Source organism: Bacillus sp. ISO11 (assembly GCF_003458115.1).
Taxonomy (GTDB): Bacteria; Bacillota; Bacilli; order Bacillales; family Bacillaceae_G; genus Bacillus_A; species Bacillus_A cereus.
The window spans coordinates 1-26,099 of the sequence record NZ_QXCO01000035.1 but is presented as its reverse complement, the minus strand read 5'-3'; the positions used below and the strand labels follow the sequence as shown (position 1 = coordinate 26,099).

Genomic DNA, 26,099 nt, shown 5'->3' with positions numbered 1-26,099 from the left:
AAGGAGCGGGGGAGAAAAATACAAAAAACCGCCAAAGGAATTTGGCGGAACGTTTCACAAATAACCACCCCATCATACCCTTCCGTTAAGATAGCACCCCACGTTTACACGGTAATTTTGTAAACGTGACAGTTCTGTTCCTTTCGGAGACAGCCCCAGCTCATATTTCCAGAGAAGAAATATAAACTTCGGCAACTTTTCCTTTCAAACGGAGTCAGTGACATTCTCTGTGTCTCGTCCGTTTTACTATTAAAAGTCGCAACCTCTACCTCATCGGATTGATGAGGATTTATATATTGCTAAGATTTTTAATATATGGCAATTGTAATGACTTTCTGAATATATTGCAAGATATTTTGTTAGGAAAAGTCAAAAAATATCGGTTATTGTATAGGAAACGCTTGCAAAACTCCACCCGAACCTACTATTATGTAGCAATAAGCAAAGAAAAAATTGTTATACAAATGTTTCGCAAAAAATATTGAAAAACCCTCTAAATAAAAAGAAAATTCAGAAAAATATAATTCGACATTCATGATAAAGTCATATTATTTGTTATAATTAGAGTAACGTAACGTTTAAGCAAAAAGGGGAAATCAAAATGAAATTAGAAACAGAAAGGCTCTATATAGTGCCGTGTACAGAAGAGAGGATTCAAGTTGCTAACGAGCAAGGATATAATAGCGGTCTGCATATTGTAGGGCATGTAGAGAATGTAAAACAAGATGCGGCTTTATTACCATGGGGGGCGTGGTATGTTTTTCGGAAAGAAGATGATAGCGTTTTAGGAGATATTGGATTTAAAGGGAAACCAAACGAGGATCAAACAGTAGAAATTGGCTATGGATTTATTGAGAAATATTGGAATCAGGGCTATACAACAGAAGCTGTAAAAGAACTAATCGATTGGGCTTTCAAAACAGGAGAGGTAGAAACAATAATTGCAGAGACACTCATAGATAACTATAGTTCGATGCGTGTTTTAGAAAAGTTACATATGAAGAGAGTAAATGCTACAGAAACGATGATTAATTGGAAAATAGAAAAATAAAAAATACCGCTCTAAATTGAGCGGTATTTTTTTATAGTTATGGTAGCATTTGCTTCTGATCATTTGGATACTCAGCCGTTGATGTGTGAGGGCGATTGGAATGATTTCGAACAGCAATGAAAATAGAAATAATAACGACAAGACCAACTGCAACGTAAGAAAGTGAAATAACAGTTGGATCCACTTTAAATGTAGTAAGCAGTGTACGAATATTTGTAAAGATAATAAGACCACCAACTAATACGCCAAGTAAATGGGGTGGAACGATGCGGACTAACCATGCAGCAATTGGAGCTGCGACAAGACCGCCGAGCATTAAGGCAAATACCCAAACCCAGCTTACTTGTTCCCAGCCAAGTGAAATGAAAAAGCCGATTGTTGCAGCGAGTGAAACAGGAAATTCACTCGTATCTACAGATCCAATAACTTTTCTAGCTTCATTTCCTCTTGCCAAAAGTACAGGTGTCGTAATGGGCCCCCAACCACCGCCACCAGTTGAATCAACGAATCCAGCGAATAAACCAAGCGGCACAAGTTGTTTTGCAGACATACGCTTATTTGAAGTGACAATTTGTTTTTGGATGATGAATCGTAATAAAATATAAACCCCTAAAGTAAATAAAAATACGGAAATGTATGGTTTGATTACATCTCCGGGCAAATTACTTAAAAAACATGCCCCAACAAATGCGCCGATTGCCCCAGGCAATGTAAGCCTGGAAACTGTATATTTATCAACGTTTCCAAATTTGATATGAGATGCGCCGGAAGCTGCAGTTGTAACGACTTCAGCTAAATGAACTGATGCAGATGCAACAGCTGGTGCAATACCAAACATTAATAATAAAGAGGAAGACGTTACTCCATACGCCATTCCAAGTGCTCCATCGATCAATTGAGCGAAAAATCCAATAATAGCAAAGACAATTAATTTCTGCATAAATAATCCCCCTGTAATAATAAATGAAAAAGACACTTTTCCCGTATGAGAAAAGTGCCTTTGGTTTTTCCAATCAGCAATAATTAAATTTGTTTCATTATAATACATATTAATCGTATAAATCAACTAGGTTTTAAAGTTTTTGAATTGAATGAAAGAAAAATAAAATATACAATAAAAGGATGGAGAGAAAGGGGAGAAAGACATGTTACGATTTGATCATCTCGTTCACGCAGTTCATGGTACACCGGAGGAAGCGGCAAAACAAATGCAGGAACTTGGATTTCATACTGTATTAGGCGGAGAGCATACGAATTGGGGTACTTGGAATAGTTTAAGTTATTTTGATTTATCATATATTGAATTTTTAGCAGTTCAACATGAAGAAAAAGCGAAAGAAGCAGAAAATCCATTAGTACAAGAAACAGTGGTGAAACTACAAAATGGAGAAGGAATGCTACAAATCGCGATCCGAACAGATGCAATTGAGGAGCTAGCAGTTAACTTTAATAAGTACGGCTTACATACGATAGGGCCATTTGAAGGGAAACGTATGAGAAAAGATGGCCGACTTTTAGAATGGAAAATGTTATTCGTTAAGCAAGAAGAGAACGGACCGAAATTACCTTTCTTTATACAGTGGAATGAAACGGACGAAGAAAGAAGAAACGATTTACGTAACAGTGGGACGATTACTGAACATAAAAACAAAGTGCAACAAATTGAAACGATTCATTACGCAGTAAAAAATGTTCGAGAAACAGTACGGAAATGGAAAGAAGTAATGGAGCTATCTACAAGCTTAGTTGTGAAAAATGAAAAATGGAATGCTGAGTGTCAAAGTGTATCGTTTGGTGACATTCAAGTACAGTTTTGTGAACCGGTTGGAGAAGGTCTAGTGCAAGAATACATAAAGAATCATGGCGAATATCCATTTGCAGTAGAGTTTAAAGGGGGAAATAAACGAGAGCATGAAGTGTTAGGGAGTTTGTACATATATTGATAGAGGTGAACGTTGTGGAAGAAATGCTTAGAGAGATAGAGAGAATACTAGAATGGCCTCGTATTGCAACGTGTACAGCTATTTCAAAAGGTTTTTCACATGAAGAGAAGTATAAAATTGAATTAAAGAATCAAGAAACCTATTTTGTAAAAGTATGTGATGCTGTTCATTTTGAACGTAAACAAGAAGAATATACGTATATGAAACAATTAGAGTCATTACATATTCCAACACCCAAGTTAATTCATTTCATAATAATTGAGAAATTAAATAAATGTGTTCAAGTATTTGAATGGACCCGAGGTATAAATGGTGAAGAAGGTTTAAAGAAGTTATCGGTGGAAGAACAGTATAATGCAGGAAGAAAAGCAGGGGAAGTATTAAAGAGGATTCACTCAATTGAAAGAGAAAGTGCAAGTAATAAATGGGAAACATCTAGATGGAATAAATACGAAAGATACATAGAGGCACTAACAGATTACGAGGTGAATTTTCTGGATTTGAAGCCAGTATTAACCTTTGTAGAAAATCATAAAGATTTATTGGAAAATCGTCCAATAAGATTTTTACATGATGACTTCCATCCAGCAAATAGCATGATTCATAATAAGGAATTTATCGTTATCGATTTTGGTGGATATGATTTTGGTGATCCAATACACGATTTTTATAACGTAGCGATTTTTACTATAAGAATAAGTAAACCATTTGCGGTTGGACAAGTTCACGGTTATTTCGGAGGCGAACCATCGCTTCATTTTTGGAAACTGTATACATTGTACGTCGCGATGACATTCCCAGCGGATATCGTTTGGACGAATCGAAGTACACCGCATTTAGTAGATGATATGAAGGAAAGATTAAATGGAATTTTAGAAGATCATAATCATTTTTCATCTTATATTCCAAAATGGTATCAATCAAGCGAATTTAATAAATAAAGGAGTAATTTATATGGATAAAATAGCAGTAATTTCAGATATTCACGGTAATATTCAAGCATTAGAATCCGTGTTGAATGATATTAAATTAAGAGGGATCGAGCGCATTATTTGCCTTGGAGATTTAGTAGGAAAAGGACCTCATTCCAGTGAAGCAATTGAAATCATTCGTAAAGAATGTGAAGTAGTCGTAATGGGAAACTGGGATGATTTTATTACAAAGCCGACTGAATTTGAAGCATTGAAATGGCATCAAAAACAATTATCGGAAGAACAAAATGACTATTTAAGAAACTTACCATTTTCAATCGAGTTTTATATGAGTGGGAAATTCATTCGTATGTTTCACGCTTCACCGAGAAGTTTATATGAAAGAATTCAACCACACGCTTCAAGAGAAGAACGTATTAGTATGTTCGAAAATAGTGATCTGACGGAAAATATAGAAGGGGAAAGAAAACCAGATGTCGTTTGTTACGGTGACGTTCACCAAGCGTTCGTTCAAAATTTCAGAGGGAAAACGTTATGTAATGCCGGTAGCGTAGGAAACCCGCTTGAAATAACGCAAGCTTCCTATTTAATATTTGAAGGGACTTACAATGAAAAAGAAGCAGCGAGCTTTTCTATTCAACTTGTACGAGTACCGTATGATATTGAATTAGCTATCAGACTAGCAGAAGAACTCGAAATGCCAGAAATTGAAGAATACAAACAAGAATTACGGACTGCTTTATATCGAGGGTTTAAGGGAAAGTAAGCTAATAATATATCAACGATTTTTCAAATATATCTATCATAACTTAAAATATATCAATGATTTTTTCGAGATATCAGCGATTCGAGAAAGGATATCAATTTACTGACAAATAGTGACATGAATTATTATCTATAATTATATTATGTCAACTAATTATAAAGGGAGATATCATGAACCGAAAACAACGAATCAAAGAAATTGCAGATCATATTGTAAAGCTAAACTTAACCCATCCAATAAGAGTTGGAGTAAGCGGTATTACAGCCTCAGGAAAAACAACATTTGCAAACGAACTAGCGGAAGAAATAAAAAAACGAGGATTACCAGTAACACGCGCCAGCATTGATGATTTTCATAATCCAAGAGTGATTCGCTATGCAAAAGGAAAAGAATCTGCAAGAGGGTATTATGAAGATGCACACGATTATACAGCTTTCAAAGAAAGATTATTAATGCCTTTAGGACCTAACGGGAATTTACAATATGAAACGATTTCTCATAACTTAATAACGGATATGCCTGTACATAATGAGCCGCTATTGGCCACGAAAAATATGATATTAATAGTAGATGGAACGTTTCTATTGAAAAAAGACGTTGCGCATTTATTTGATTACAAAATCTTTGTAGATACAAATTTTGAGATTGCGAGAAAACGTGGTGCTAAGCGGGAAACTGAAGCTTTTGGAAGTTATGAAGAAGCAGAGAAGATGTTTTTAAACAGGTATCACGCGGCTTGTAAAATGTATATAGATGAGCATAATCCGAAAGAACTTGCAGATGTTTTATTTGAAAATAGTAAATTTGATGATCCAGTAGTTCTATTTAAAAGACATTAATACAGTTTATATAGGGGGAATGAACATTTGTTTAGATGGTTTCAAAAAAATAATAAAGTGAATGAAGAGAAGGATGAACAATATTTAGAAATCAAAAATGAACAGATAAATGAACAGTTAAAACAAAAAATAATGGAACTAGAGAGTATAAGTGAAGACATTTGCAGTAAGTATCAAAAAATATATGAAGAACGTTTTGCGCAAAAGGGTAAATTAAATTTGAAGCTGTCAATTAAAAGAGATATAGACGGTGATGAATTAGAAGAACTAACATCTAAGAATTGTTTAGAGTATGAATATAGATCAGAAATTAATTTTGAATATGATGCTTCAAAATCATGGGAAGTCTGTACTATTTCGCTTTGGTATTATTACCAAGGATATCGAAAAAGTAGTAGCATAGGAACACTTTATAGCGGAACGATTAATGAATTAGAAGAAGAAGTTAAAGCAACATTGGAAGAACTGTTACATAGTGAAGATAATTAATGATTCCATTTTATATTGCGTTAAGAATGGGTTTAATTTTATGATACTAATAGGGAATAATTTAGGAAGAGAAATTTAAAGGGGATAAAAAAATGACAGAAGTACTAGAACTAAAAGAAGAACTACTACAAATTAAAAATAATAATTATGCTGTACCAGAAGACGTAGATGCATATCCATATGCGCAGTGGATGCTAGATTATATCGGATCACCAGATGCTGAATTACGTGATGATTTAATTTATAGTACGCTTCATACATGGATTACAAATGATGTGTTTAGACAAAAAGAATTACGAGGGTTAATGCTACAAGCAATTAGTCCTGATTATTTATTTTATAAAATTGGTGAAAAGGGAACAGACTCTGTATTTAAACGTGCATTCTCCGTATTAATTCCACCACTTATTTTATCTGTTCATGAAAGGGAACCGTTGTTATCCGAAGAACAACTGTACAGTGTAGCAGAACAAGTGCTGGAATATGTATATTTAGAAGAAGATGTAAGAGGTTACGTAGAAGGAAAAGGCTGGGCACACTCTACGGCACATGCAGCAGATGCGCTTGATGCGTTAGCACGTACAATCCAAAATCGTGAATTTTCGTATGCGATTCTTGCAGCTGTTCGTCAGAAGGTACGCTTACATGACTACGTATACATTCACTTTGAGGATGAGAGATTAGTAGCACCAATTATGTCGTTACGTAACCAAAATCTTTTAACTGAAGAAGAGTGGAGCAATTGGTTACATAGTATAGCAATTGTTGAAGACATCCCGCATCCTCAATATGATATTTTAGTACAAAATATTAGAGCTTTCTTAAGAAGTTTATATTTCAGAGCTTTAGAGACAGAGGGTAGTACAGCCTTTACAGATGATATATTGGAGACTTTGAAGGGTTTGCGTAGGTATTAAAAATTCGTTTTTCTAACAGAAAAGTACATAAAACCAACACCTCCCAACCATACTAATAAAATGTTTTGGAGGTGAGTTTAATGGACAAAAAAGACTTTGAAAAAGTATATAATGATTATTTACATCAAGGGGAAGAGCAAGCTCAATTTGAAATAGCTCAGGAAGTTACTTCAGGAGCAGAACAAATTGTTGCTGTTCGTAAAAATGATGAAGGTGATTTGATTGCTTTTAAAACAAGTAGCGGGAGAGAGTTAGATCATATGACTGCTCTTAGTGAAGCAAAATCAGGGAAGTTAGCTCATGTGGACGTATTTCATAAGTATGGCAGAGATATTATACGTAGTGAACCGGATGGAATAAAAGAAAATAACTTTGATAATTTACCTTCATTTTAAACGGGTAAACCTCAAGAAGAGAATGTTCATTACGATATTCTCTTCTTTGTTTTACGAAGTTTTCCTTGCAAATAGACGATTCATTTTTAAAGTGCGATCATACTTTTAAAGAGCTCTCTAAATTTCTCTTTATCTTCTGCTGTAAATGGTTTCGGTCCCTTTGTACGTTTACCACTTTTTCGAACCATTGCACTTAAATATCGTGTTTGTAACAATTGTTCAATGTTATCATTCGTATACTTATAGCCTTTATGGTGTAGAACGATACAGCCTTTTGCTAAAGCGAGCGAAGCAAGACCGTAATCTTGTGTTACGATTAAATCTTCTTTTTTTGCTAACTGCATAATTCGGTAATCTGCAGCATCTGCTCCGGAATCAACATATATTGTTTCCACACCTTTAGGTTGCTGAGCATTAGAATAATGAGAAAAGCTAGTAACGAGGGTTACAGGGATTTCTGCATTCGTAGCTTCAAAAATAATTACATCTTTTACAGGACAAGCATCTGCATCAACGTAAATTTTCATTTTTACCACTCCTATAAAGTGAAACTTTAATCAGTGGGGGGTTCATCCTCCACTGATTATTAGTTGAACCAATCGGGCATTTACGGGCAGTTAATCTCCCACCTAACTTCTTTGTTACAGCTGAATTTTGAGCTGGGAGTTTTATTGCCCGTTAATGCGGGGTAACTAGGTTCGTGTTGATAATAATGGTAGATTTTTCTTTTGTCAAACGATAGGGCTTTATGTAAAGTTATTTTTCACAAACTAAAATAGCCTCCCGCAAACGAGAAATACCTTCCTCAATTTGATCAATATCCACTTTTCCATAAGATAAACGAATATAACCATCTTTCGCGCCGAAAATACTACCAGGCATAAAAGCAATTTCTTGTTTTAAGCTTTGCATAATGAGTTGTTTTTCGTTTATCGGTTCTTTTAATTTTCCCCATATGTAAATACCACCAGTAGGGTTTGAAAAAGAGATTTTATCATGAAGTTGCTCGTTTAGGGCGTGAACGATAACGTCTCTTTTTTCTGCTAGTTGTTTTCGTAGCGGTACGATATGCGACTGAAATGGTACAGTTTCGAAAAACTGCTGCATAAGCCACTGCGGGAATATGCTCATACCTAATTCCATTTGGTGCCGTGCGTCGGATAATCTTTCTACTACAGATTGCGGAGCAACGAGCCAGCCGACTCGTAATCCTGGCGCAATCATTTTTGATAAAGAATGTACATAAATAACTGTTCCGTTTTCATCTATTGATTTCAAAGTAGGACAAGGCTGTTTCTTTTCTAGCGTCAGCAAGCTGGATGGATCATCCTCAACGATTGCAATTCGTAAATCTGCGCAAAGTGATAACAGTGTTTTTCTACGGTTTGGATGAAGCATCGTTCCCGTAGGGTTTTGGAAATTTGGATTTAAAAAGATCATTTTAATACGGTGTTTTCTATATAACTCCTGTACATCGTCTGGATTAATCCCATGTTCATCGACAGGTAATGGGAAAATACGAATACCTGCTGATTGGAATAACGGTAAGGAATAACAGTGCGATGGACTTTCGAAAGCGACGGCATCACCTGGATTTAATAAACATTGCACGATAAGGTGAAGTGCTTGCTGGGCGCCGGATGTAATCATAATGGATTGTTCAGTCGCCTCAACTTTTAAATATTCTTTCATATATTTTACGACCGCTTGTCTTAGCGGGAGATAGCCTTGCGGATGATCATAACTTAATGAATGCGTTAACGGTTGTTCTCGTAAAATTGTTTGTAGTTGATCGTGTGGGTAGAGATTACAACCGAGTTCTCCGTTTGCGAAATCAATAATATTTTCATTTTGTTGTATTTCTGCCCGAATATGGCGAAGTAACGGTAAGTTTGGTAAAAACGTACCACCTTCTACGAAATTTCTCCAGTTCGGCGTTAATGTTGGAGAAACGCCCCACATATGTGTACTTACACGTGTACCTTTACCAGTCGTACTTTCTACAATTCCCATAGCACGTAACTCATTATAAGCAGTCGTTACTGTACTACGGTTTACATTTAACTGCGTAGCTAATTTCCGTTCGGAAGGTAGGAAGCTTCCTGGAGGAAGTTCTCCGTATGTAATACGTTTCTCAATAAAGTCAACAACTTGCTGATAAATAGGGATTTTACTGTCATTATCTAGCTTCCATTCCATAAAAAACGCCTCCGTATCTCTTATATAAATCCAGTATAGCAAATTGGCTGGGTAAAAAAACAGCCAATTGGACGGTGTTATATCCAGCCAATTTTACTATGCTAAATATGGAAGGGGAGATTCGGATGAAACGATGGCAAATGGAATGGCTCCTAGTATCAGTTGCGTTAGTATGGGGAGCAAATTATACAATAGGAAAGTATGGCGTGGCATTTATGTCATCCATTCAATTTAATAGTTTACGATTTTTAGTAGCATCACCGGTATTATTACTTATTACTTTTATGATGGAACGCTCATTACGTATTGAAAGAAAAGATTGGTTACGATTAGTAGCAGTCGGCATCGTTGGTACGACAATGTATCAAACGATGTTTATGCTATCCGTGAAATATACTTCAGCAACGAACGCCTCATTATTAATTGCGATGTCCCCTATTTTTACAGGGATATTAGCAGTATTGCACAAACAAGAACGTTTTTCGATGAAAGTACAAATTGGTTCAATCGTAGCGTTTATTGGTGCAGCATTCGTTTTATTAACAGGACACACAGGAGGAGCTACTTACGAGTATGCGTGGCTCGGAAATATAATTGGATTAGTCGCAGCAATTGCGTGGGGATGGTACCCAATTTTAGCACAACCTCTTATTACAAAGTACTCCGCAATGAGAGTCACATCATGGTCTACTTTAATTGGAATTGTACCTCTCGTTATATACTGTTTATTCAATGTAAACACACTAACGTGGCCAGTAGATACACCAAGCTGGGAATCACTAGCATATTCAATCGTCTTTGCGACCATATTCGGACTTGCAATGTGGTATGTCGGTATTAGTAAAATAGGCTCAACGAAAGTAATGGTTTATATGTATCTTGTGCCATTGTTTGCAGTGATCTTTGCGGCAGTAACCATTGGAGAGCAAATTAATTTGATGCAACTAGTTGGCGGGCTTATTATCTTCATCGGTTTATATGTTGTAAAAAAAGGTGGAATGAAAAAGCCTGCTCTCAATTTGAAAAAAGTAAGTTAACAGTAAAAATGATCTCTTTCATATAGAAGGAGATCATTTTTGTTTTCGTATTAAAAGCGCTTGTTCAACAGCCCATTTTTGATGATCGTGAATGAGAAGTTCTACAGCAAGTAAAGGAGACATCCACCTTAGAACATGATCATCCTCACAGTTTGCAGTTTGTTTCTGTACCATATTTGCAATGTAAAAGAACCCAACATTCAAATAATATGTATCTTCCTTTTCTGCATAAAAATATCGAGCTGCATTACCGATATATTGATCAATTGCAATCGCCCATCCTAATTCCTCTAGTAGTTCACGGTGCAAACAATCTTCTTTTGTTTCATTACCTTCCATACCGCCACCTGGTAAAAAATAACGGTCTCCTTTTTGGATAACAGCAATCATTGAAGAAGATAAATGGAAAATAATCGCATAACAACTAGGTCTTAATACATAATGAACAGTAGATTTTTTCGAACCAAATGTGAGTTTTGAAATCATAAAACACAACCTTTCTCTATAAAATACATAAAAGGGATAATAAGGTAGAAATAATTGTATAAGTATAATCTTACGAGATTGGAGTGATAACAAAATGATAAATCGAAAGTGTACGCGCTGTAAAGAAATTACAGGTACGTTGCACGGTGGTAAAAAAATTAAGGAAGAATTTCTATGTGAGGACTGTTTGCAAAAAGGAATTGCAAGCGGAGAAATCGAATTATCACAAGTGGAAGAAAAACAAACTACGTATCTTTCTATAAAAATATTAAAAATAATGAGTGCTATTTATTTAATAGGCTCTATTTTAATGGCTTTTTCTACTGGTCCATTTATACATAATCTTGGGTTTGATGAAATATCCATTTCAGGATCAGAATTAGGTTTAATAAGTATTGTTATGCTAGGTTCTATATTCCAGTCCGTTCTCGTATTTTGCGGGATATGGGTATTTATCCTTTTAGTAGAAACAGTCATTAAAATTTATGAAAAAATGAAGTGAGTGAGAGGGAGAAACATATGCGAGTAAGAAACATCCAAGGGGAAGATTATGTAAAGATTCATTCTGTTTTAAATGATTGGTGGGGCGGGAGAGACATGGCTGCCATGTTGCCAAAATTGTTTTTCGTTCACTTTCAAGAAACGAGTTTTATCATTGAAGAAGAGGGCGAAACGTTAGGTTTCTTATGTGGATTTTTTTCACAAACATATAAAGATGAAGCATACGTTCATTTTATCGGTGTAAATCCGAAGTATAGAAGAAGAGGAATCGCATCGACATTGTATTCTTATTTCTTTGATGTCGCTCGTGCAAATAATCGTAAAGTTGTAAGAGCAATTACGTCACCAACTAATAAAAAGTCGATACAGTTTCATCAAGAAATCGGTTTTCGAATTGAGGCTGGGGATGATGAGGTAGAGGGTGTATCGGTACATACAAATTATGATGGGAATGGCGGGAGTAGAGTTTTATTTTTGAAACATGTGTAGTGAAATAAGCTTTACCTAAACGTACTGAGTTAAATGTATATCAAAACGTTATCCGTTGCATAAAGAATGACTGATTTTGTTAGCTTGATAGAGGGTAGTATGATAGTCGAAATGAATTTCCGTAACAAAATTTCATCTAAAAAAGAGGGATCTATATGAAATTTGAAAGAGATAGATATTTTTTACAGATGGCATTGGAAGAAGCTGAAATGGCATTAAAAGAAAATACATATCCAGTAGGAGCAGTTATTGTTGATGGAAATAATAATGTCATTGCAAGAGGAAGAAATAGAGTGCATCCACAAAAAGACATAACAGCTCACGCAGAGATAGACGCTATTCGCAATGCAGGGGAAGCAATGTTTGATGCAAAAATAAAAAATGAGAAGTTTACTATTTATAGCACGTTGGAACCGTGTCCAATGTGTACAGGGGGTATTTTATTCGCAAAAATACAGAGAGTAGTCTGGTTACTAAATGATGACTTAGGTTTTGGTGGATATAAAAAGATAAAAAATGCTTTAGTTTTCGAAGGGAAATTTAATAAAATCGACATAGTGGAAGAACCATTTGAAGACTTAAAAACAAGACAAAAAGAACTTATGAGACAATGGGAGCTAAATCCCAATAATATTATTAATTTGCGTAGGGCTATAAAAAAATAGTTGTTTCTTTCAATTAAATCGGGATACTGCCACATTACCATCAATTTAAAAAATATAGTGAAATTATATCGATTTAACAATAGAATATGGAAGAATCTATTACGAATAGAAAGCCGTCCTAAAAGTATTCTAGGATGGTTCTTTTTGTTGTGAGGAGATAAAGAGTATGGAGAATAAACAGAGTAGAAATGAGTATGTAAGACGCATACATAAGGTTCAAGATTATATAGAATCAAACATAGACAGTTCATTATCCATTGAAGAGCTAGCTGATATAGCAGGATTTTCGAAGTATCATTTTCATCGGATTTTTAAAGGAATAGTTGATGAGCCATTATCTCGGTATGTGAATCGCTTGAAACTAGAAAGGGCAACACATCTACTTACATATCGCGCAGACATGACGATTACAGATATTGCGTATCACTTCGGATTCACAGATTCAGCAGTTTTTTCCCGAACATTTAAAAGTCATTACGGTGTAAGTCCGTCTCAATATCGAAACGATAATAGCAAGAATTGCAAAGACGTAAGGGGAATTCCTCAATACAATGAATGTAAGAAGGTTCGAGGAAATGTTGAAATTGTAACAGCGGACGATATAAACGTCGCATACATAAGACATACAGGTACATATGAAGAGTTAGCTATAGCTTTTCCAGAAATGATAGAAAAATTATTTCATTACGCGGCGAAGAAAAACTATCATGTATTTGAGGATACGAAAGTATTAACCATTTACCACGATCATCATGAATTTACTGAGGACTATCATTTAAGAACAAGTCTATGTGTAACAATTTCAGATGAATCCACAGTAGAAACGAACGACGTTGGAATAATGGTAATACCTTCTGGAAAATATGCAGTAGGACATTTTGAAATATTCCAAGATGAATATAAAGGAGCATGGGATTTCTTATACGGTGAATGGCTGCCAAATAGCGGATATAAACCGAGAGACTCGTATCCTTTTGAAGTATATAGAAATAATCCAAAGCAGCATCCAAAGCATAAACATATAGTTGATATATATGTACCTATCGAACCTTTTTAATCATAGGTTAAAGGGGAAAGAATAATGAAAACTGCTGAAAAGTTAGATCAGATTATAAAAGAAGAATATGAAAATATGAATGGTATGTTAGTAGTGCGGAAAGGTAATGTTATTTTTGAAAAATATTATAACGATTACGGACAAAATGATACATTTCATGTAGCGTCAGTTACAAAAACGATAATCTCTGCGCTAATTGGAATATGTATAGATAAGGGCTATATAAAAAGTGTAGATCAAAAAGTAATAGAGTTTTTCCCTGAATATAAACGTACGGCATCTGAAGTAACAGTGAGACACTTACTTACAATGACAGCGCCATATCCTTTTGTAGACTGGCAGGAACCGTTAGAAGAATTATGTACACAACAGGATTGGGTACAGTATACACTTAATAGGATGGGGAATGGCGGAGAAATTGGATCTTTTAAATATTCATCTGCAGGAGCTCATTTATTATCAGCAATTATTACGAGCGTAACAGGAAAAAGTGCGCGTGAATTTGCGAACGAACAGCTATTTCAGTCACTCGGTATGAGAGAAATTCCAAACTATAATATGAAAGCATTTGGATTCGATGACTTATTCGGAAAAGATGTGAAAGGGTGGGTTCACGATCCAAATGGTATTTCGACAGGCGGATGGGGACTAACGTTAACTGTTAGGGATATGGCTAAGTTTGGACAGATGTATTTGAATGAAGGTATTCATAATGGAAAACAAATACTATCAAAATCATGGATAAAAGAATCAACAGAAATGAACCAAAATCAATATGGTTACTTATGGTGGTTTCGAGAAGAAGATGGAATCTTTTCATACTGTGCTATAGGTGACGGTGGGAATATGATTTGTTGTATTCCAGAGAAGGATTTGGTTGTAGTAATTGCTTCTGAAGCTATGCCGAATGCACGGGATAGATGGGAATTGATTGTGAAATATATTTTTCCTGGCATACAGTCAAATCAATAATGGTAGTAAAAAGATGGGGTGAATTTTGGTTTTATACCATCTTTTTGTTTTGTGACGTAAAGTTCATGGGAATGTAAGGGTTTTGTTAAAAGTGTAAATATTAGGGTTTTTTAATATAAAAAGTCTTTCTTTATGTATAATGGGGACAAGGCCTAAAAATACTTAAATATTTAAGTGAATATTTTAAAAAGGGAGATTAAGGATATATGAAAAGCTTACTTCCAAAAACTTTAGCTGTTACAGGATTAACTGCTTCTTTATTAGGTATGGTTTCTTCCGTTTCATTTGCTTCGATTAGTTGGGATAATAATGCAACGTGGACAGGAAGCGGAGCAAAAGCTAAGGCAACTGCCTATACTGCAAAAAAGGACGAACCTCATTTTTACAAGATGACTGTAAGAGCTAGCTTTGATGATGGGACTTCTAAAGAGTTAGCATTGTATGATGCTAAAATTTCAGATCGTATAAACGTTAGCGTTGCATCCAAAGGACCGGTGACCAGAGGTTATTCGGGTCATGAATGGATAATGGTAGGGGATAGTGCGTACACTTCTAAGGAAATGGTAATTAAATAAAAATCAACAAAAACCGTGAAAAAGGATACATACCTTTTTCACGGTTTTTAAAATGAGGAGGATATATGAATCTAGTATTAAAAGAAATAGTGGTGAACAAAACAATATTCATTATGCTATTTATTGGATTTGTATTGACAATATGGCCAATCCTGATCGCAATGTCGACGCGAGATTATTATGATGAGAAATTTTATGATAGTAAAAATGGTTATTTTAATTATTACTATTCAGTTCAACTTACTAATATGGGGGAAATCAATTTCGAACAATTTCAGACGTTAATAGAATCTGATTTTAAAAACGCTAGTGTTATTACAAATGATATTCGTATTACTATTCCGGATATCGGCCACGTAATAATGAATGGTCTCCTTAATAAAAATTGGTCTCCACCTTTGCTAAAAGGTTCTCAGATGGGACAAGATGAAAAAAATAGTGTAATAGTGGGGAAGAAAATTTATAAGGATATGGCAACAATAAAATTATTTAATAAGGAATATACAGTTAAAGGCGTAGCTGGAGAAAATACTGGATATGAGTATAATATTAAAATTTTCGTCTCTCTAAATGACATGCCAGATGAGGTGAAACAGATGATACAAAAAGATAATACATTCCAAATGATTGTTCGTTCTAATGAAAACCCTATCAAGGAAATAGAAACTTTCATACAGCATATGAAACAGAACAATAAAGATATAAATGCCAAAGTGATTAGTGAAAAAGAGAACTATGAAAAGGAAAAAAACTCAAGTGAAGCCGTAGAAGAGTTACTCAGTTTTCCATATAGGCTTTTATGTATAGCTTTCATTACCAATATAATAGTAAGTTATTATTGGATTTATACGAAGAAAAAAAGTTTGTCGTTAAGGAAAGCTTTGGGAGCAAGTAATATAAATCTTTTTATTTTTATATTTAGTCAATTATTTTTATGTGCAATCACTGCATCAGCCTGTGCAATATGCATACAATGGATTTTTAGCATTTTGAGTGAAAATATTATAGAGTTTACAAGTTATAGTATTAGTTTACAGTCTACTCATATTGTAATGTGTGTATTTCTTTCACTTACTATAGCTTTCATCCTCTCTGTAATACCATTTGTATATGTGCTTAAAAGTGAACCTGCTAAAGCATTAAAGGAGTAAAAATGATGAGAATAAAAAGTGCGTTCATAGCATTAAAAAAGAGATTTCTATTTTCCGTACTTCTTCTAATACAGATTACATTTGGATTAGCAACTCTAACGAGTTCAATTAATGTATTTTATAATTTACACCATCTAAACGATAAATCCAGCTCGGTATTAAATGTGGATAAAACATATTTAGTTACTTTTGAAATGACGACAGATAGATTACAAAGCAATCAATTTAATAAAGAGAAAATTCAAGCGGTTTATAATACAATTTATCAAAATAAAGATGTGATTTCGTATGGTACATACGAGGAGCGAGTTATTGAAATAGAGTCAAGTAATAGACCATTTCAAAACAGTATGATTACTGATTTGAAACATAAAACGTTTCACGATGAAAGACCTACTATTAAAACAATTTTTGTAGATGAAAATTACTATAAAATGTTACGTTTACCTTTAAAACCTGAAGAAGGTTTCTCGCATGATGACTTTCAAAAAAATAGTGAAGAAAAAACAAAAGTTTTAATGGGTTCTTACTTTAAGAAATATTTTCAAGTTGGAGATACAATTAATGATCGATATACAATTATAGGGTTTTTGCCAGAAAATAAATTTATCGTAAATAATAATACGACGAACACATATTTGAAGTTGGATTACGCAATGATAATGCCTATGTCATTTGATAGATTTGAAAAATATGAAGCAATGTTTTTAAGACTACATCAAAGTACAGTTTTATATTTACAAAAAGGTGCAGATGTAAAGAAACTAGAAGAATCAATTCAACTTAAAGGAAACGGCGGTACGTTTCATTTAAAAAGTTTAGGTGATGAAATAAATGAAGATGTTACTCTTAACGGCTATTCGGAAATACCTCAACTTATAGTAGGAATCTTATTCGTTGTATTCTCGATCGTCGGAATTGTAGTAACGACCATTGTTTCTATCTTGATGAGAAAGCGGGAATTTGGTATAAAAATAGCTTTTGGCGAAAGGAAATTTGGTATGTTTATTCAAATTGTTTTAGAGAACATTATTGTAGCAATAACTGGCTTAGGAATGTCGATAACTTACTTTTCATGGAGGTATGGGGTTCTATTACAAATGTCGAAGGATTTAAAGGAAGCAACGGTATTAGACTTTAAATTGGATATGCCTATATTGTTTTTAGTATTTCTATTCTTATTATTAATCATCGTTGTCTCGAATGTAATTGTCTTCTTATTTATTAGAAAGCTTGAACCGAAAACATTAATAGGTGGGATGGAATAATGGGGTTAATTGAACTAAAAGATATTAAGAAGGTGTATAGTAATAAGAATCATAATACGTTCGCGTTAAACGGTATAAATTTAACGATAAATAAGGGCGAAATTATAGCGGTAATGGGGCGATCAGGCTCAGGGAAGAGTACATTACTAAATGTTATAGGGTTAATTGATATGCCAAATGAGGGTGAATATATGTTAAATGGAAAATCATTAACTGAAATTAGAGCAAATAAAGTTCATAAAACAAGAAATGAAATGATTGGATTTATTTTTCAATATTTTGCATTGTTAAAAGAACATACTGTACTAGATAATGTAGTGCTACCACTCACATATAGAAAGTTAAAGCAACGGGAAAGAGAAAATAAGGCGAAGTTCTATTTAGAAAAAGTAGGTTTAAAAGAACATATGTATAAAACACCGGACGAGCTATCGGGTGGACAGCAGCAGCGCGTCGCAATTGCAAGAGCGTTAGTAGGCGAACCAGAATTAATATTGGCAGATGAACCGACTGGGAATTTAGATAGGAAAACGGGAGAAGAAATTATGAGTTTGCTATTACAACTGAATGAAGAAGGGCGAACAATTATTATTGTAACGCATGATATGGAAGTAGCGAATAAGTGTAATAGAATTATTGAGTTAGTTGATGGGGAAGTTGTGCGGAGTTAGTAATTCAACAATTATATCTAATTTAAGAATCCGTATTGATTAATTTTTCAAGATGGATTCTTTTTATTTGTAGGATTAAAGTAAAACAACAAATCCCCCGTAACTTTTTATGATAGAAATTCGTTTAACAAAAGAAACGATTTTTAATAATGAATGGGGGAGAACCATGAAAATGTTAATACTAGGTGGTACACGATTTTTGGGAAGAGCTGTTGTAGAAGAGGCTTTGAACAGAGGGCATGAAGTTACATTATTTAACCGCGGAACAAACAAAGAAATTTTTCCTGAAGTGGAGCAGCTGATCGGTGACAGAAATGGTGATGTATCAAGTTTAGAAAATCGAAAATGGGATGTTGTTGTGGATACATGTGGGTTTTCTCCGCATCACATTAGAAATGTTGGAGAAGTACTTAAAGATAATATTGAACACTATATATTCATCTCAAGCCTTTCCGTATATAAAGATTGGATTCCGCATGACATAAAAGAAGACTATATATTACAACCTGAACCGACGGAAGAGCAAATAAAGGCTGTAGAGAATGGTGAAATATCTCCTTATGAGCATTATGGTGCGCTGAAAGTATTATGCGAAAAAGAAGCAGAGAAGTATTGGCCGGGGCGTGTTTTACACGTAAGAGCAGGACTTCTTTCAGGAATGTTCGATTATACAGATCGACTTCCATACTGGATCGGGCGTGTAGCAAAAGGAGGTAACGTGTTAGTTCCAGGAAGAAAAAATCGTCCAGTGCAGATAGTTGATATAAAAGATGTCGCGAGATTTGGACTCAACATGGCAGAAAATAATAAAGCAGGTACATTCAATATAACAGGTCCGAATGATGAATTGACGATGGAAGAGCTATTAAATACGTGTAAAAAAGTTACGAATAGCGATGCTGAATTTGTTTGGGTAGACGAATCGTTTATGAGTGAACACAATGTGCAGCCTTGGACAGAAATGCCTTTGTGGATTCCAGAAACTTTCCCATTAGATGGTGGGACGAAGCCGTGGAGAGGCGGGTTTTCTATTTGTATCGAAAGTGCGGTTAATGAAGGGCTTACTTTTAGAAGAATAGACGAGACAGTTACAGATGTGTATGAGTGGATGGAGAGTACGGAAGAATGGGAATTAAAAGCAGGTATTTCAGGCGAGAGGGAGAAGGAATTGTTAGAAAGATGGTATCAATAAATTTAGCGGAGTTCTTTGAATATGCTTGATTGCACATAAGGAGGAAAAGGTGATGTGGAAAGACACCATTCACAGTATCTCATCAAATTTAAGCTTGAAAAACCCAGCTACGAAGGATGAACTTACTGATATACAAAAATGTTTACATGTGGAGTTACCGAATGATTTATATCAATTATTACAGGAAACAAACGGTATAGAAGGTGAATACGGTGACTTTATATGGTCTGCTTCAAAAATTAAAACTGAAAATATGAGTATGAGAAATATAGTTGATTTTAAGGATTTATACATGCCTTTTGACTGTTTATTATTTTTTGCTGATGGGGGAAATGGTGATTTGTTTGGCTATTCCATTTTGAATGGAAAAGTACAAAGAGATGATATATATGTATGGAACCATGAAAATGATAGTAGAACGTGGGTTGCTCCTTCTTTAAAGACTTTTATGGAGTGGTGGGAGAGTGGAAAGATGATAATTTAAATATAGTATCAAAAAAAGTGCCTTGTTACTAAAGAAACAAGGCACTTTTTCACGAATAATTAATCTACCACTCAATCGGTTCTTCTCCGTACATCTCCCATAGCTTAGGAAACATCTTTTTTAAACCTTCTTCATCATCTTCATTCCAGTCAAATTCAAAATCTACATCGTCGAATTCTTCATTAGATAAGACATGGTAAAGTGTAAAGTAAGTATCATCTTCGTCACCAGTTTTTTCTGCATATACAGTGAAACCGAAATATAAAGAAAGTTCTTCTATTTCTGGGACGTCATACTCACTCAAATTTTCTAATACAGGAATTAATCGTTCTGGATCTTCAATACAAGCTTCGTATGTCTCTTTTCCTTGATATAATAACCATCCGCGGAAGTAATCGAAAGTATCATCTGAACAACCACCCATAATAATATAGGCTGCTGCCCATAAACGGGAGGTATAGGAATCTTTCAAAAGACGATGCATATGCGTATCAAAAGCTACAATTTCATGTACTGTACGTTTAGCAAGGTGGGAAGTAAGCCATTCTATTTGTTCTTCTTGGTCTTCACCTTTCGTTTTTGCACGATTAAGTAGTTCCCAAAATTCTTCTTCTGTTATCGTTTTTTCTTTTATGTAATCTTCCCCAGGCAACGGGTCTGTATATCCCTTTTTACGTTTGGAAGCAATTAGTTTGTTAGCTTCTTTCATACATTCTTCTTCTGTTTCAAACTCTTTCGCTTTCACACTGCCAGCTGTGCCGATTTTTCCGTAAAACACAACATAGTCTTTTTCTTTCACAACGATTTTCCAAAACTTATTTGATTTCTCAGTTTGCTGGATTAATAACGTTTCCATCCGTACCCCCATAATGTTTTCTAGTGTGCAATATGATTGTAACATATGTATATACACTTGTAACGATGAAAAGTAATGGTTCAGAAAATTAGAAAATGATTGAATGAAGTGAATAAATTTAGTAACCTTATTTGTACAGCAATTACATAATTGTTTTGTAATAATTCAATATTTGTATAAGGGGGGCGTTAAGATTGGATCTTACGTTTAAAGTAGAGGAAACATGTTTTAATTACCGCGTCGGAGCAATTTGTAAACTGGATAATAAAATACTTATTCTTCAAAACAAAGGGGAACATTATTGGTATGTACCAGGCGGAAGAGTGAAAATGCTAGAAAATAGTGAGGATGCGTTACAACGAGAACTTGCAGAAGAACTAGGTGTTCCTATTAAAGGGAAGAGATTAATATGGTCAGTAGAAAATTTCTTTACACTTTCTGAGCGAAAGTTTCATGAAATTAGTTTTTATTATGAAGTAGAGCTACATGAGTTACCTGCGAGTGGAGCAGATCAATATATTTTGGAAGAAGAGGGTAGAACGTATTTGTTTAGATGGGTGCCAGTAGAAGAACTGCATACATATAACTTACAGCCTGCATTTATAAAAGAGAAAGTAAAGGATGTATCAGTTCACACAGAACATATCGTATTACAAAAGTAAATGTATTCGGAGGGGAAAATGGTGAAGGGAACTAAAAAAGAGGTACATATAAATGACAAAGTAATTTATTACACATATATCGAAAAAGGCTCTAGTACCGTTTGCTTTATGTTTTCAGGTTCAGGATACAATTATGATAAGCCGTTATTTTATTACGCAACGATGTTAATGCTTGAACATAAAATAGATGTTGTACATATTCATTATTCTTATGATGGACAATTAATGAATAAACCAATGGAAGAAGTAACGAAAGTAATGATGGATGATATTAATCCTGTAATAAATGAAGTATTAAAAGATGAGCAATACAACGAGACTATGTTTTTAGGGAAGTCACTCGGAACAATTCCGATTGCAAATGATTTAATGAAGAGAGAAGAATTCGCGCAGTCAAAAATGATACTACTTACACCTTTACTGACGTTTGATACAATTTTTGATTCTATCTTACATAGTCGACACGAAGGGTTTTTAGTTATTGGGGATAAAGATCACCAATACAATGCAGATCAAATTGATCAGTTATATAAAACGAATTTACAGATTGAAGTTGTCAAAAATGCAAATCATTCTGTAAATGTTGGGGGATATGAAACGGAAAATTCAATTGAGGCTATAGCGAAAATAATAGGAAAACTTAAAGAAGTTGTTAGGACAAACTAACCTATTAATACATGCAAAAGAGGTGCGAATTGCACCTCTTTTACTTTAATAAGCCTTCAAAACATGAAGTAAATAATCCTTACGATTCAGCGGATTATAATCAACACGTTTTCGAGTAGGGAAGGGAGCCATAAGTTTTGTGAAACCAGCTGGCTTCGTTGTAAATATGCCTTCTCCTTCTGTAAATGAATGTAGTATTCGTTTGAAACTCTCTGTTTTCGCAACAGGTAATGATCCTGTTAACTGATAAGAATTGTTATTGAATATAGGCTCTGCAAAAGTTGCTGGAACGGCAGCGAGCTTATACATTGCGGTACTAATTGCTTGCTCCGGTACAGTTAATTCAAACGCATTAACTGGTTCATATACATATGTTGCAGCTTGTTTTAAAGCATCCATTAAAACGAGCGGTGTTAAGTTTCTAAAGTCACTCGCTGTTGTAACAGGACTAGCATAACCAGTATGTGTTAACGTGACGATAATATCTGTAACTTCCCACCCATATAATCCTTGTTTTAACGTTTGAAATACCGTATCTTCAATCGCTTTATGAAATGCTAAAGGTAGTGAGCCGAGCTCAACACCTAATTTATATGTTATACCGCAATTAAGTTCACCACGTTCAACTTTGAATCCGATTGTTGCGTAAAATGGATTCTCTTTTTCACCCATTACTTCAACAGAATTGCCTACGCCAATTGGTTTCTCGATACATACAACTCGCGTATTTGAAAAATTAACCTGCAAATTATATTTCTCATAAAGTGTTGTTTCAATTACTTCTTTTTGTACCTCACCGAAAAGGCGAATATATAGTTCATTATGAACATCGTCTTTCCAAACTTTAATGAGCGGATCTTCTTCACAGAGTTCCATAAGAACAGCGTATAAATTATGAATTTGCTCTTTAGGTACCGCATCAATGGCAGCTTCCATTTGTGGTTCGGCAAAGTGAATATCTTTTATATAATCCGTACGTTCACCGATAATATCACCAATTTTAATATCATTCAGCCCCCACACTTTACAAAACTCACCGCTAGGAACGGTAGAAGTTTGAACGGTATCTCCATTATGAAATAGGCACATTTTTTTTATCTTTTCTTTATGGAATAGAGACTTACTGCGCTGTATATTAACATATTTTCTAACATGTAAGCTACCTGAAAAAACTCTTATATAAGCAACCTTTTCTCCAGAAGGTTCACGTTCAATTTTAAAAACAACACCGGATAATGGTTCCTCTTGTGCCGATGTAAGAGCTGGAATGAGAGCCGGAAGTTTTTCAAGAAGTTCTGTTACGCTCATACCAGTCATTGCTGAACCGAAAAAGATTGGATACACATTCGCTTGCTGTATTTGCTGTTCTAGTTTTTCTCTTAATAGTGCGTCCGGTATTATTTCGTTATTTACATATGATTCAAGTAACGATTCATTAAATGGTGCTAACAGTTCCATACAATCGTCATATGATTTGTATTCAATGATCCGGGCTTCTTTCGTTCCTTCGTTTAGAACAGAGTAGAAGGGGAATGCTTCATTTGAAAGAACCTCTTTTATTTGTTTCATAACTTTTTCAGTGTTTGCGCCACTACGATCAATTTTATTAACGAATAAAATAGTCGGTATGTTTAGTTTCTGTAATGTTCGCATTAAAATTTTTGTTTGTGCTTGCACACCTTCAACGGCAGAGATAACTAAAATCGCACCGTCTAGAACGCGGAATGATCGCTCCACTTCAGCGATAAAATCAGCGTGTCCAGGTGTATCAATGACATTTACTTTTACAGCATCAATAAAGAAAGAAACGACAGATGCTTTAATCGTAATTCCGCGTTGTCTTTCTAATTCCATTGAGTCAGTTTGTGTATTACCACTATCTACTCGGCCAATTTCTTTAATCACATTCGTTTCATAAAGAATACGCTCAGTCAAACTCGTCTTGCCAGCGTCTACGTGCGCGACAATCCCTATATTTATTGTTGTCATTTGTGAATATCCTCATTTCATTTTCCATTTTCAATTCCTCATTTCTATTTGTATATTGCCGCATTATCAATCACTCTCCAGTTCTTTAAATTAGTATTATTATAGTGCAATTAACATTATTTGTAACGCTACAAAGCGCCTTAATTTGGAAAAAATAAAATGAAAACAAAATGCTTGCATTCTAAATCGATATAGATTATATTAATTGACATATCAACTATTGATACATCAAATGTTTTTATTTTGATTGTAAAGGAGGGTTAATTTGACAAGTTCATGCTCAAAAGAAGCGATTATTTTATATAAATTACACTTTCTAAATAAAGAAGTAAGTTCGAAATTTGAAGGGTGTACGGGTATGAGCCAGTCTCGATTAGAGCTTATACTTCAGTTATATGAAGTAGGTGAAATTAGTCAAAAAGCACTTCAACAAGAAGTGAATATTGATAATGCTGCGATAACAAGGCATTTAAAGCAGCTTGAGGCCAATGAAATGATTGTAAGACGTAAAAATCCAGATGATAACAGAATTACGTTAGTTTCTCTTACTGAAGAGGGACGAAATAAAATTCAAGCATTTCAAGAGGAAAAAGAACGTTTTGCAGCATCTGCATTTAAAGGATTAAGTGAGGAAGAACGCGATAATCTTTTAAATATGTTAAATCACATTCAAGAAAATATAAAAGAATTATAAAAAAGGGAGAATACAACTATGACTAACTCAGTAAAAACAAATGATTTTAACGAAATTTTAACAGGACGTCGTTCAATTCGTAAGTACGACCCTTCAGTGAAAATTAGCAAAGAAGAAATGACAGAAATTCTTACAGAAGCAACACTTGCACCATCTTCAGTAAACATGCAACCATGGAGATTCGTAGTGATTGAAAGTGACGAAGCGAAAGCAACACTTGCGCCACTTGCGAAATTCAATCAATCTCAAGTAGAAACATCTTCAGCAATGATCGCTTTATTTGGTGACTTAAACAACTTTGATAACGCAGAAGAAATTTATGGTACAGCAGTAGAGCGTGGACTTATGCCAGCAGAAGTAAAAGAAGATCAAATGAAAAAACTTTCAGCTTACTTCTCTATGGTTACACCAGAAGTAATGAAAGATACAGTATTAATTGACGGTGGTCTTGTAGCGATGCAATTTATGCTAGCAGCTCGTGCGCACGGTTATGACACTTGTCCAATTGGTGGATTTGAAAAAGACCAAATCGCAGAAGCGTTTGGACTAGATAAAGAACGCTACGTACCAGTAATGCTAATTTCAATCGGGAAAGCTGCTGACAGTGGTTACCAATCAGTACGTCTTCCAATTGACAAAGTTGCTGAGTGGAAGTAATCTAATTAGATCATAGAAATATATGGAATATGAAAGGGGAAACACCATGATTATTATTCACGCAATATTTCAAGTAGACCCAGCAAAACAACAAGCATTTTTAGAAGAAATTCAGCCACTCATTCATGGTTCAAGAGAAGAAAGTGGAAATGTATCTTATGACTTATATAAAGATACAGAAAAAGAAAGTGTTTATACGATGGTAGAAGTATGGAAAGATGAAGCAGCAGTTGCGAGCCATAATACGAGTGAACACTTCACATCTTTCGTTAGTAAAGCAGCACAGTTTTTAACTGCTCCGCTTAATATAAAAGCTTATAATGGAGAGTTAGTAAAATAATAAGGTAGAAAAAGATGACTTTAGCATATTGGTCTTACCCCTGTCAAGTAGACAGTAATAGATTAGGTGTCTTTTCATTAAGCAGCCTTAGTTCCAAATTCAATAGGACTAAGGTTGTTTAATCTTTTTTGAAATCTTTTGTTATTGTAATAGCCC

The 26,099-nt window shown here is 34.6% G+C and carries 31 protein-coding genes and 1 riboswitch; of the genes, 25 read left to right on the top strand and 6 right to left on the bottom strand.

Features of this window, described 5'->3' with window-relative positions; translation table 11 throughout:
* Positions 1 to 83 precede the first annotated feature (83 nt).
* A riboswitch (Lysine riboswitch) is annotated at positions 84 to 276 on the bottom strand.
* A gap of 325 nt (positions 277 to 601) precedes the next feature.
* The gene (locus tag D1166_RS25965; RefSeq protein ID WP_097856689.1) at positions 602 to 1,051 is read left to right on the top strand and encodes a GNAT family N-acetyltransferase; all 450 of its coding nucleotides are present in this window, start codon (positions 602 to 604) and stop codon (positions 1,049 to 1,051) included.
* Between the two features lie 37 nt (positions 1,052 to 1,088).
* On the opposite strand, the gene D1166_RS25960 is transcribed toward D1166_RS25965, so the two are convergent.
* Positions 1,089 to 1,991: a sulfite exporter TauE/SafE family protein gene (locus D1166_RS25960; RefSeq protein WP_001170722.1), complete on the bottom strand. Its 903-nt coding sequence runs from the start codon at positions 1,989 to 1,991 to the stop codon at positions 1,089 to 1,091.
* Between the two features lie 205 nt (positions 1,992 to 2,196).
* Between D1166_RS25960 and D1166_RS25955 the strand changes: the two genes are divergently transcribed.
* The 7 genes from D1166_RS25955 to D1166_RS25925 all read left to right on the top strand — a co-directional run bounded on the left by D1166_RS25955 (position 2,197) and on the right by D1166_RS25925 (position 7,332).
* Positions 2,197 to 2,994: a VOC family protein gene (locus tag D1166_RS25955; protein WP_000943348.1), complete on the top strand. Its 798-nt coding sequence runs from the start codon at positions 2,197 to 2,199 to the stop codon at positions 2,992 to 2,994.
* A 14-nt stretch (positions 2,995 to 3,008) separates the two neighbouring features.
* Positions 3,009 to 3,935 carry an aminoglycoside phosphotransferase family protein gene (locus D1166_RS25950; RefSeq protein WP_047386435.1) on the top strand — a complete coding sequence of 309 codons (927 nt, stop codon included), beginning with the start codon at positions 3,009 to 3,011 and terminating at the stop codon, positions 3,933 to 3,935.
* A gap of 13 nt (positions 3,936 to 3,948) precedes the next feature.
* Positions 3,949 to 4,692, top strand: coding sequence for a metallophosphoesterase family protein (locus D1166_RS25945; RefSeq protein WP_000357653.1), 744 nt, complete (start codon positions 3,949 to 3,951; stop codon positions 4,690 to 4,692).
* A 170-nt stretch (positions 4,693 to 4,862) separates the two neighbouring features.
* On the top strand, positions 4,863 to 5,531 hold the full coding sequence (locus tag D1166_RS25940) for a nucleoside/nucleotide kinase family protein (RefSeq protein ID WP_001080551.1): 669 nt from the start codon (positions 4,863 to 4,865) through the stop codon (positions 5,529 to 5,531).
* Positions 5,532 to 5,558: 27 nt separating this feature from the next.
* Positions 5,559 to 6,020 (top strand): hypothetical protein, encoded by a 462-nt coding sequence (locus D1166_RS25935; protein WP_000490268.1) that lies wholly within the window; start codon positions 5,559 to 5,561, stop codon positions 6,018 to 6,020.
* Positions 6,021 to 6,112: 92 nt separating this feature from the next.
* Positions 6,113 to 6,937 (top strand): DUF2785 domain-containing protein, encoded by an 825-nt coding sequence (locus D1166_RS25930; protein WP_000141230.1) that lies wholly within the window; start codon positions 6,113 to 6,115, stop codon positions 6,935 to 6,937.
* Between the two features lie 80 nt (positions 6,938 to 7,017).
* Positions 7,018 to 7,332, top strand: coding sequence for a DUF3892 domain-containing protein (locus tag D1166_RS25925; protein WP_000358160.1), 315 nt, complete (start codon positions 7,018 to 7,020; stop codon positions 7,330 to 7,332).
* Positions 7,333 to 7,418: 86 nt separating this feature from the next.
* On the opposite strand, the gene D1166_RS25920 is transcribed toward D1166_RS25925, so the two are convergent.
* Together D1166_RS25920 and pdxR are read right to left on the bottom strand one after the other, a co-directional pair.
* The gene (locus D1166_RS25920) at positions 7,419 to 7,859 is read right to left on the bottom strand and encodes a YaiI/YqxD family protein (RefSeq protein ID WP_000708769.1); all 441 of its coding nucleotides are present in this window, start codon (positions 7,857 to 7,859) and stop codon (positions 7,419 to 7,421) included.
* A gap of 229 nt (positions 7,860 to 8,088) precedes the next feature.
* Positions 8,089 to 9,531, bottom strand: coding sequence for a MocR-like pyridoxine biosynthesis transcription factor PdxR (pdxR, locus tag D1166_RS25915; protein ID WP_000454888.1), 1,443 nt, complete (start codon positions 9,529 to 9,531; stop codon positions 8,089 to 8,091).
* A 125-nt stretch (positions 9,532 to 9,656) separates the two neighbouring features.
* On the opposite strand from pdxR, the gene D1166_RS25910 reads away from it, so the two are divergent.
* The gene (locus D1166_RS25910; RefSeq protein WP_000832958.1) at positions 9,657 to 10,568 is read left to right on the top strand and encodes a DMT family transporter; all 912 of its coding nucleotides are present in this window, start codon (positions 9,657 to 9,659) and stop codon (positions 10,566 to 10,568) included.
* Between the two features lie 33 nt (positions 10,569 to 10,601).
* Here D1166_RS25910 and D1166_RS25905 read toward each other — a convergent pair whose 3' ends face one another.
* Entirely contained in the window at positions 10,602 to 11,054 is a 453-nt protein-coding gene (locus D1166_RS25905) for an NUDIX hydrolase (protein ID WP_000624008.1), read from the bottom strand.
* 94 nt (positions 11,055 to 11,148) lie between these two features.
* On the opposite strand from D1166_RS25905, the gene D1166_RS25900 reads away from it, so the two are divergent.
* The 11 genes from D1166_RS25900 to D1166_RS25850 all read left to right on the top strand — a co-directional run bounded on the left by D1166_RS25900 (position 11,149) and on the right by D1166_RS25850 (position 20,079).
* Complete coding sequence (locus D1166_RS25900) at positions 11,149 to 11,556, top strand: DUF3980 domain-containing protein (protein ID WP_000610503.1); 408 nt, start codon at positions 11,149 to 11,151, stop codon at positions 11,554 to 11,556.
* A gap of 17 nt (positions 11,557 to 11,573) precedes the next feature.
* Entirely contained in the window at positions 11,574 to 12,044 is a 471-nt protein-coding gene (locus D1166_RS25895) for a GNAT family N-acetyltransferase (protein WP_001266059.1), read from the top strand.
* Positions 12,045 to 12,199: 155 nt separating this feature from the next.
* On the top strand, positions 12,200 to 12,709 hold the full coding sequence (locus D1166_RS25890) for a nucleoside deaminase (RefSeq protein WP_000667405.1): 510 nt from the start codon (positions 12,200 to 12,202) through the stop codon (positions 12,707 to 12,709).
* A 166-nt stretch (positions 12,710 to 12,875) separates the two neighbouring features.
* Positions 12,876 to 13,766 (top strand): AraC family transcriptional regulator, encoded by an 891-nt coding sequence (locus D1166_RS25885; RefSeq protein WP_088361018.1) that lies wholly within the window; start codon positions 12,876 to 12,878, stop codon positions 13,764 to 13,766.
* A gap of 24 nt (positions 13,767 to 13,790) precedes the next feature.
* On the top strand, positions 13,791 to 14,738 hold the full coding sequence (locus D1166_RS25880; protein WP_000844657.1) for a serine hydrolase domain-containing protein: 948 nt from the start codon (positions 13,791 to 13,793) through the stop codon (positions 14,736 to 14,738).
* 206 nt (positions 14,739 to 14,944) lie between these two features.
* Positions 14,945 to 15,313 carry a hypothetical protein gene (locus D1166_RS25875; protein ID WP_000838682.1) on the top strand — a complete coding sequence of 123 codons (369 nt, stop codon included), beginning with the start codon at positions 14,945 to 14,947 and terminating at the stop codon, positions 15,311 to 15,313.
* A gap of 65 nt (positions 15,314 to 15,378) precedes the next feature.
* Entirely contained in the window at positions 15,379 to 16,464 is a 1,086-nt protein-coding gene (locus tag D1166_RS25870) for an FtsX-like permease family protein (protein WP_001055055.1), read from the top strand.
* Positions 16,465 to 16,466: 2 nt separating this feature from the next.
* A complete protein-coding gene (locus tag D1166_RS25865) occupies positions 16,467 to 17,732 on the top strand; it encodes an ABC transporter permease (RefSeq protein WP_255422603.1) in 1,266 nt (421 codons plus the stop codon).
* Entirely contained in the window at positions 17,732 to 18,403 is a 672-nt protein-coding gene (locus D1166_RS25860; protein WP_000522860.1) for an ABC transporter ATP-binding protein, read from the top strand. Before D1166_RS25865 ends, D1166_RS25860 begins: the two co-directional genes overlap by 1 nt.
* A 166-nt stretch (positions 18,404 to 18,569) precedes the next feature.
* The gene (locus tag D1166_RS25855) at positions 18,570 to 19,595 is read left to right on the top strand and encodes an SDR family oxidoreductase (protein ID WP_000783060.1); all 1,026 of its coding nucleotides are present in this window, start codon (positions 18,570 to 18,572) and stop codon (positions 19,593 to 19,595) included.
* Positions 19,596 to 19,647: 52 nt separating this feature from the next.
* Entirely contained in the window at positions 19,648 to 20,079 is a 432-nt protein-coding gene (locus D1166_RS25850; RefSeq protein WP_000265342.1) for an SMI1/KNR4 family protein, read from the top strand.
* Between the two features lie 64 nt (positions 20,080 to 20,143).
* Here the strand turns inward: D1166_RS25850 and D1166_RS25845 are convergent, their stop codons facing one another.
* A complete protein-coding gene (locus tag D1166_RS25845; protein WP_000449110.1) occupies positions 20,144 to 20,935 on the bottom strand; it encodes a DUF4240 domain-containing protein in 792 nt (263 codons plus the stop codon).
* Positions 20,936 to 21,129: 194 nt separating this feature from the next.
* On the opposite strand from D1166_RS25845, the gene D1166_RS25840 reads away from it, so the two are divergent.
* Together D1166_RS25840 and D1166_RS25835 are read left to right on the top strand one after the other, a co-directional pair.
* Entirely contained in the window at positions 21,130 to 21,597 is a 468-nt protein-coding gene (locus tag D1166_RS25840) for an NUDIX hydrolase (protein WP_000366240.1), read from the top strand.
* Positions 21,598 to 22,263 (top strand): alpha/beta hydrolase, encoded by a 666-nt coding sequence (locus D1166_RS25835; protein WP_118043482.1) that lies wholly within the window; start codon positions 21,598 to 21,600, stop codon positions 22,261 to 22,263.
* Positions 22,264 to 22,308: 45 nt separating this feature from the next.
* Here D1166_RS25835 and D1166_RS25830 read toward each other — a convergent pair whose 3' ends face one another.
* Positions 22,309 to 24,252: an elongation factor G gene (locus D1166_RS25830; protein WP_000207799.1), complete on the bottom strand. Its 1,944-nt coding sequence runs from the start codon at positions 24,250 to 24,252 to the stop codon at positions 22,309 to 22,311.
* 265 nt (positions 24,253 to 24,517) lie between these two features.
* On the opposite strand from D1166_RS25830, the gene D1166_RS25820 reads away from it, so the two are divergent.
* Genes D1166_RS25820 through D1166_RS25810 form a run of 3 tightly spaced genes read left to right on the top strand, consistent with a single transcriptional unit; the run spans position 24,518 to position 25,943 of the window.
* Positions 24,518 to 24,946 carry a MarR family winged helix-turn-helix transcriptional regulator gene (locus D1166_RS25820; RefSeq protein WP_000204172.1) on the top strand — a complete coding sequence of 143 codons (429 nt, stop codon included), beginning with the start codon at positions 24,518 to 24,520 and terminating at the stop codon, positions 24,944 to 24,946.
* Between the two features lie 18 nt (positions 24,947 to 24,964).
* A complete protein-coding gene (locus tag D1166_RS25815; protein WP_000185390.1) occupies positions 24,965 to 25,603 on the top strand; it encodes a nitroreductase family protein in 639 nt (212 codons plus the stop codon).
* 46 nt (positions 25,604 to 25,649) lie between these two features.
* Positions 25,650 to 25,943, top strand: coding sequence for a putative quinol monooxygenase (locus D1166_RS25810; RefSeq protein WP_000583805.1), 294 nt, complete (start codon positions 25,650 to 25,652; stop codon positions 25,941 to 25,943).
* Positions 25,944 to 26,099: the final 156 nt, after the last annotated feature.

Coding starts and splice junctions, on each gene's coding strand:
- D1166_RS25965 (WP_097856689.1), top strand. CDS start 602: ATGAAATTAGAAACAGAAAGGCTCTATATAGTGCCGTGTACAGAAGAG.
- D1166_RS25960 (WP_001170722.1), bottom strand. CDS start 1,991: ATGCAGAAATTAATTGTCTTTGCTATTATTGGATTTTTCGCTCAATTG.
- D1166_RS25955 (WP_000943348.1), top strand. CDS start 2,197: ATGTTACGATTTGATCATCTCGTTCACGCAGTTCATGGTACACCGGAG.
- D1166_RS25945 (WP_000357653.1), top strand. CDS start 3,949: ATGGATAAAATAGCAGTAATTTCAGATATTCACGGTAATATTCAAGCA.
- D1166_RS25940 (WP_001080551.1), top strand. CDS start 4,863: ATGAACCGAAAACAACGAATCAAAGAAATTGCAGATCATATTGTAAAG.
- D1166_RS25930 (WP_000141230.1), top strand. CDS start 6,113: ATGACAGAAGTACTAGAACTAAAAGAAGAACTACTACAAATTAAAAAT.
- D1166_RS25925 (WP_000358160.1), top strand. CDS start 7,018: ATGGACAAAAAAGACTTTGAAAAAGTATATAATGATTATTTACATCAA.
- D1166_RS25920 (WP_000708769.1), bottom strand. CDS start 7,859: ATGAAAATTTACGTTGATGCAGATGCTTGTCCTGTAAAAGATGTAATT.
- pdxR (WP_000454888.1), bottom strand. CDS start 9,531: ATGGAATGGAAGCTAGATAATGACAGTAAAATCCCTATTTATCAGCAA.
- D1166_RS25910 (WP_000832958.1), top strand. CDS start 9,657: ATGAAACGATGGCAAATGGAATGGCTCCTAGTATCAGTTGCGTTAGTA.
- D1166_RS25905 (WP_000624008.1), bottom strand. CDS start 11,054: ATGATTTCAAAACTCACATTTGGTTCGAAAAAATCTACTGTTCATTAT.
- D1166_RS25900 (WP_000610503.1), top strand. CDS start 11,149: ATGATAAATCGAAAGTGTACGCGCTGTAAAGAAATTACAGGTACGTTG.
- D1166_RS25895 (WP_001266059.1), top strand. CDS start 11,574: ATGCGAGTAAGAAACATCCAAGGGGAAGATTATGTAAAGATTCATTCT.
- D1166_RS25890 (WP_000667405.1), top strand. CDS start 12,200: ATGAAATTTGAAAGAGATAGATATTTTTTACAGATGGCATTGGAAGAA.
- D1166_RS25885 (WP_088361018.1), top strand. CDS start 12,876: ATGGAGAATAAACAGAGTAGAAATGAGTATGTAAGACGCATACATAAG.
- D1166_RS25880 (WP_000844657.1), top strand. CDS start 13,791: ATGAAAACTGCTGAAAAGTTAGATCAGATTATAAAAGAAGAATATGAA.
- D1166_RS25875 (WP_000838682.1), top strand. CDS start 14,945: ATGAAAAGCTTACTTCCAAAAACTTTAGCTGTTACAGGATTAACTGCT.
- D1166_RS25870 (WP_001055055.1), top strand. CDS start 15,379: ATGAATCTAGTATTAAAAGAAATAGTGGTGAACAAAACAATATTCATT.
- D1166_RS25865 (WP_255422603.1), top strand. CDS start 16,467: ATGATGAGAATAAAAAGTGCGTTCATAGCATTAAAAAAGAGATTTCTA.
- D1166_RS25860 (WP_000522860.1), top strand. CDS start 17,732: ATGGGGTTAATTGAACTAAAAGATATTAAGAAGGTGTATAGTAATAAG.
- D1166_RS25855 (WP_000783060.1), top strand. CDS start 18,570: ATGAAAATGTTAATACTAGGTGGTACACGATTTTTGGGAAGAGCTGTT.
- D1166_RS25850 (WP_000265342.1), top strand. CDS start 19,648: ATGTGGAAAGACACCATTCACAGTATCTCATCAAATTTAAGCTTGAAA.
- D1166_RS25845 (WP_000449110.1), bottom strand. CDS start 20,935: ATGGAAACGTTATTAATCCAGCAAACTGAGAAATCAAATAAGTTTTGG.
- D1166_RS25835 (WP_118043482.1), top strand. CDS start 21,598: ATGTATTCGGAGGGGAAAATGGTGAAGGGAACTAAAAAAGAGGTACAT.
- D1166_RS25830 (WP_000207799.1), bottom strand. CDS start 24,252: ATGACAACAATAAATATAGGGATTGTCGCGCACGTAGACGCTGGCAAG.
- D1166_RS25815 (WP_000185390.1), top strand. CDS start 24,965: ATGACTAACTCAGTAAAAACAAATGATTTTAACGAAATTTTAACAGGA.
- D1166_RS25810 (WP_000583805.1), top strand. CDS start 25,650: ATGATTATTATTCACGCAATATTTCAAGTAGACCCAGCAAAACAACAA.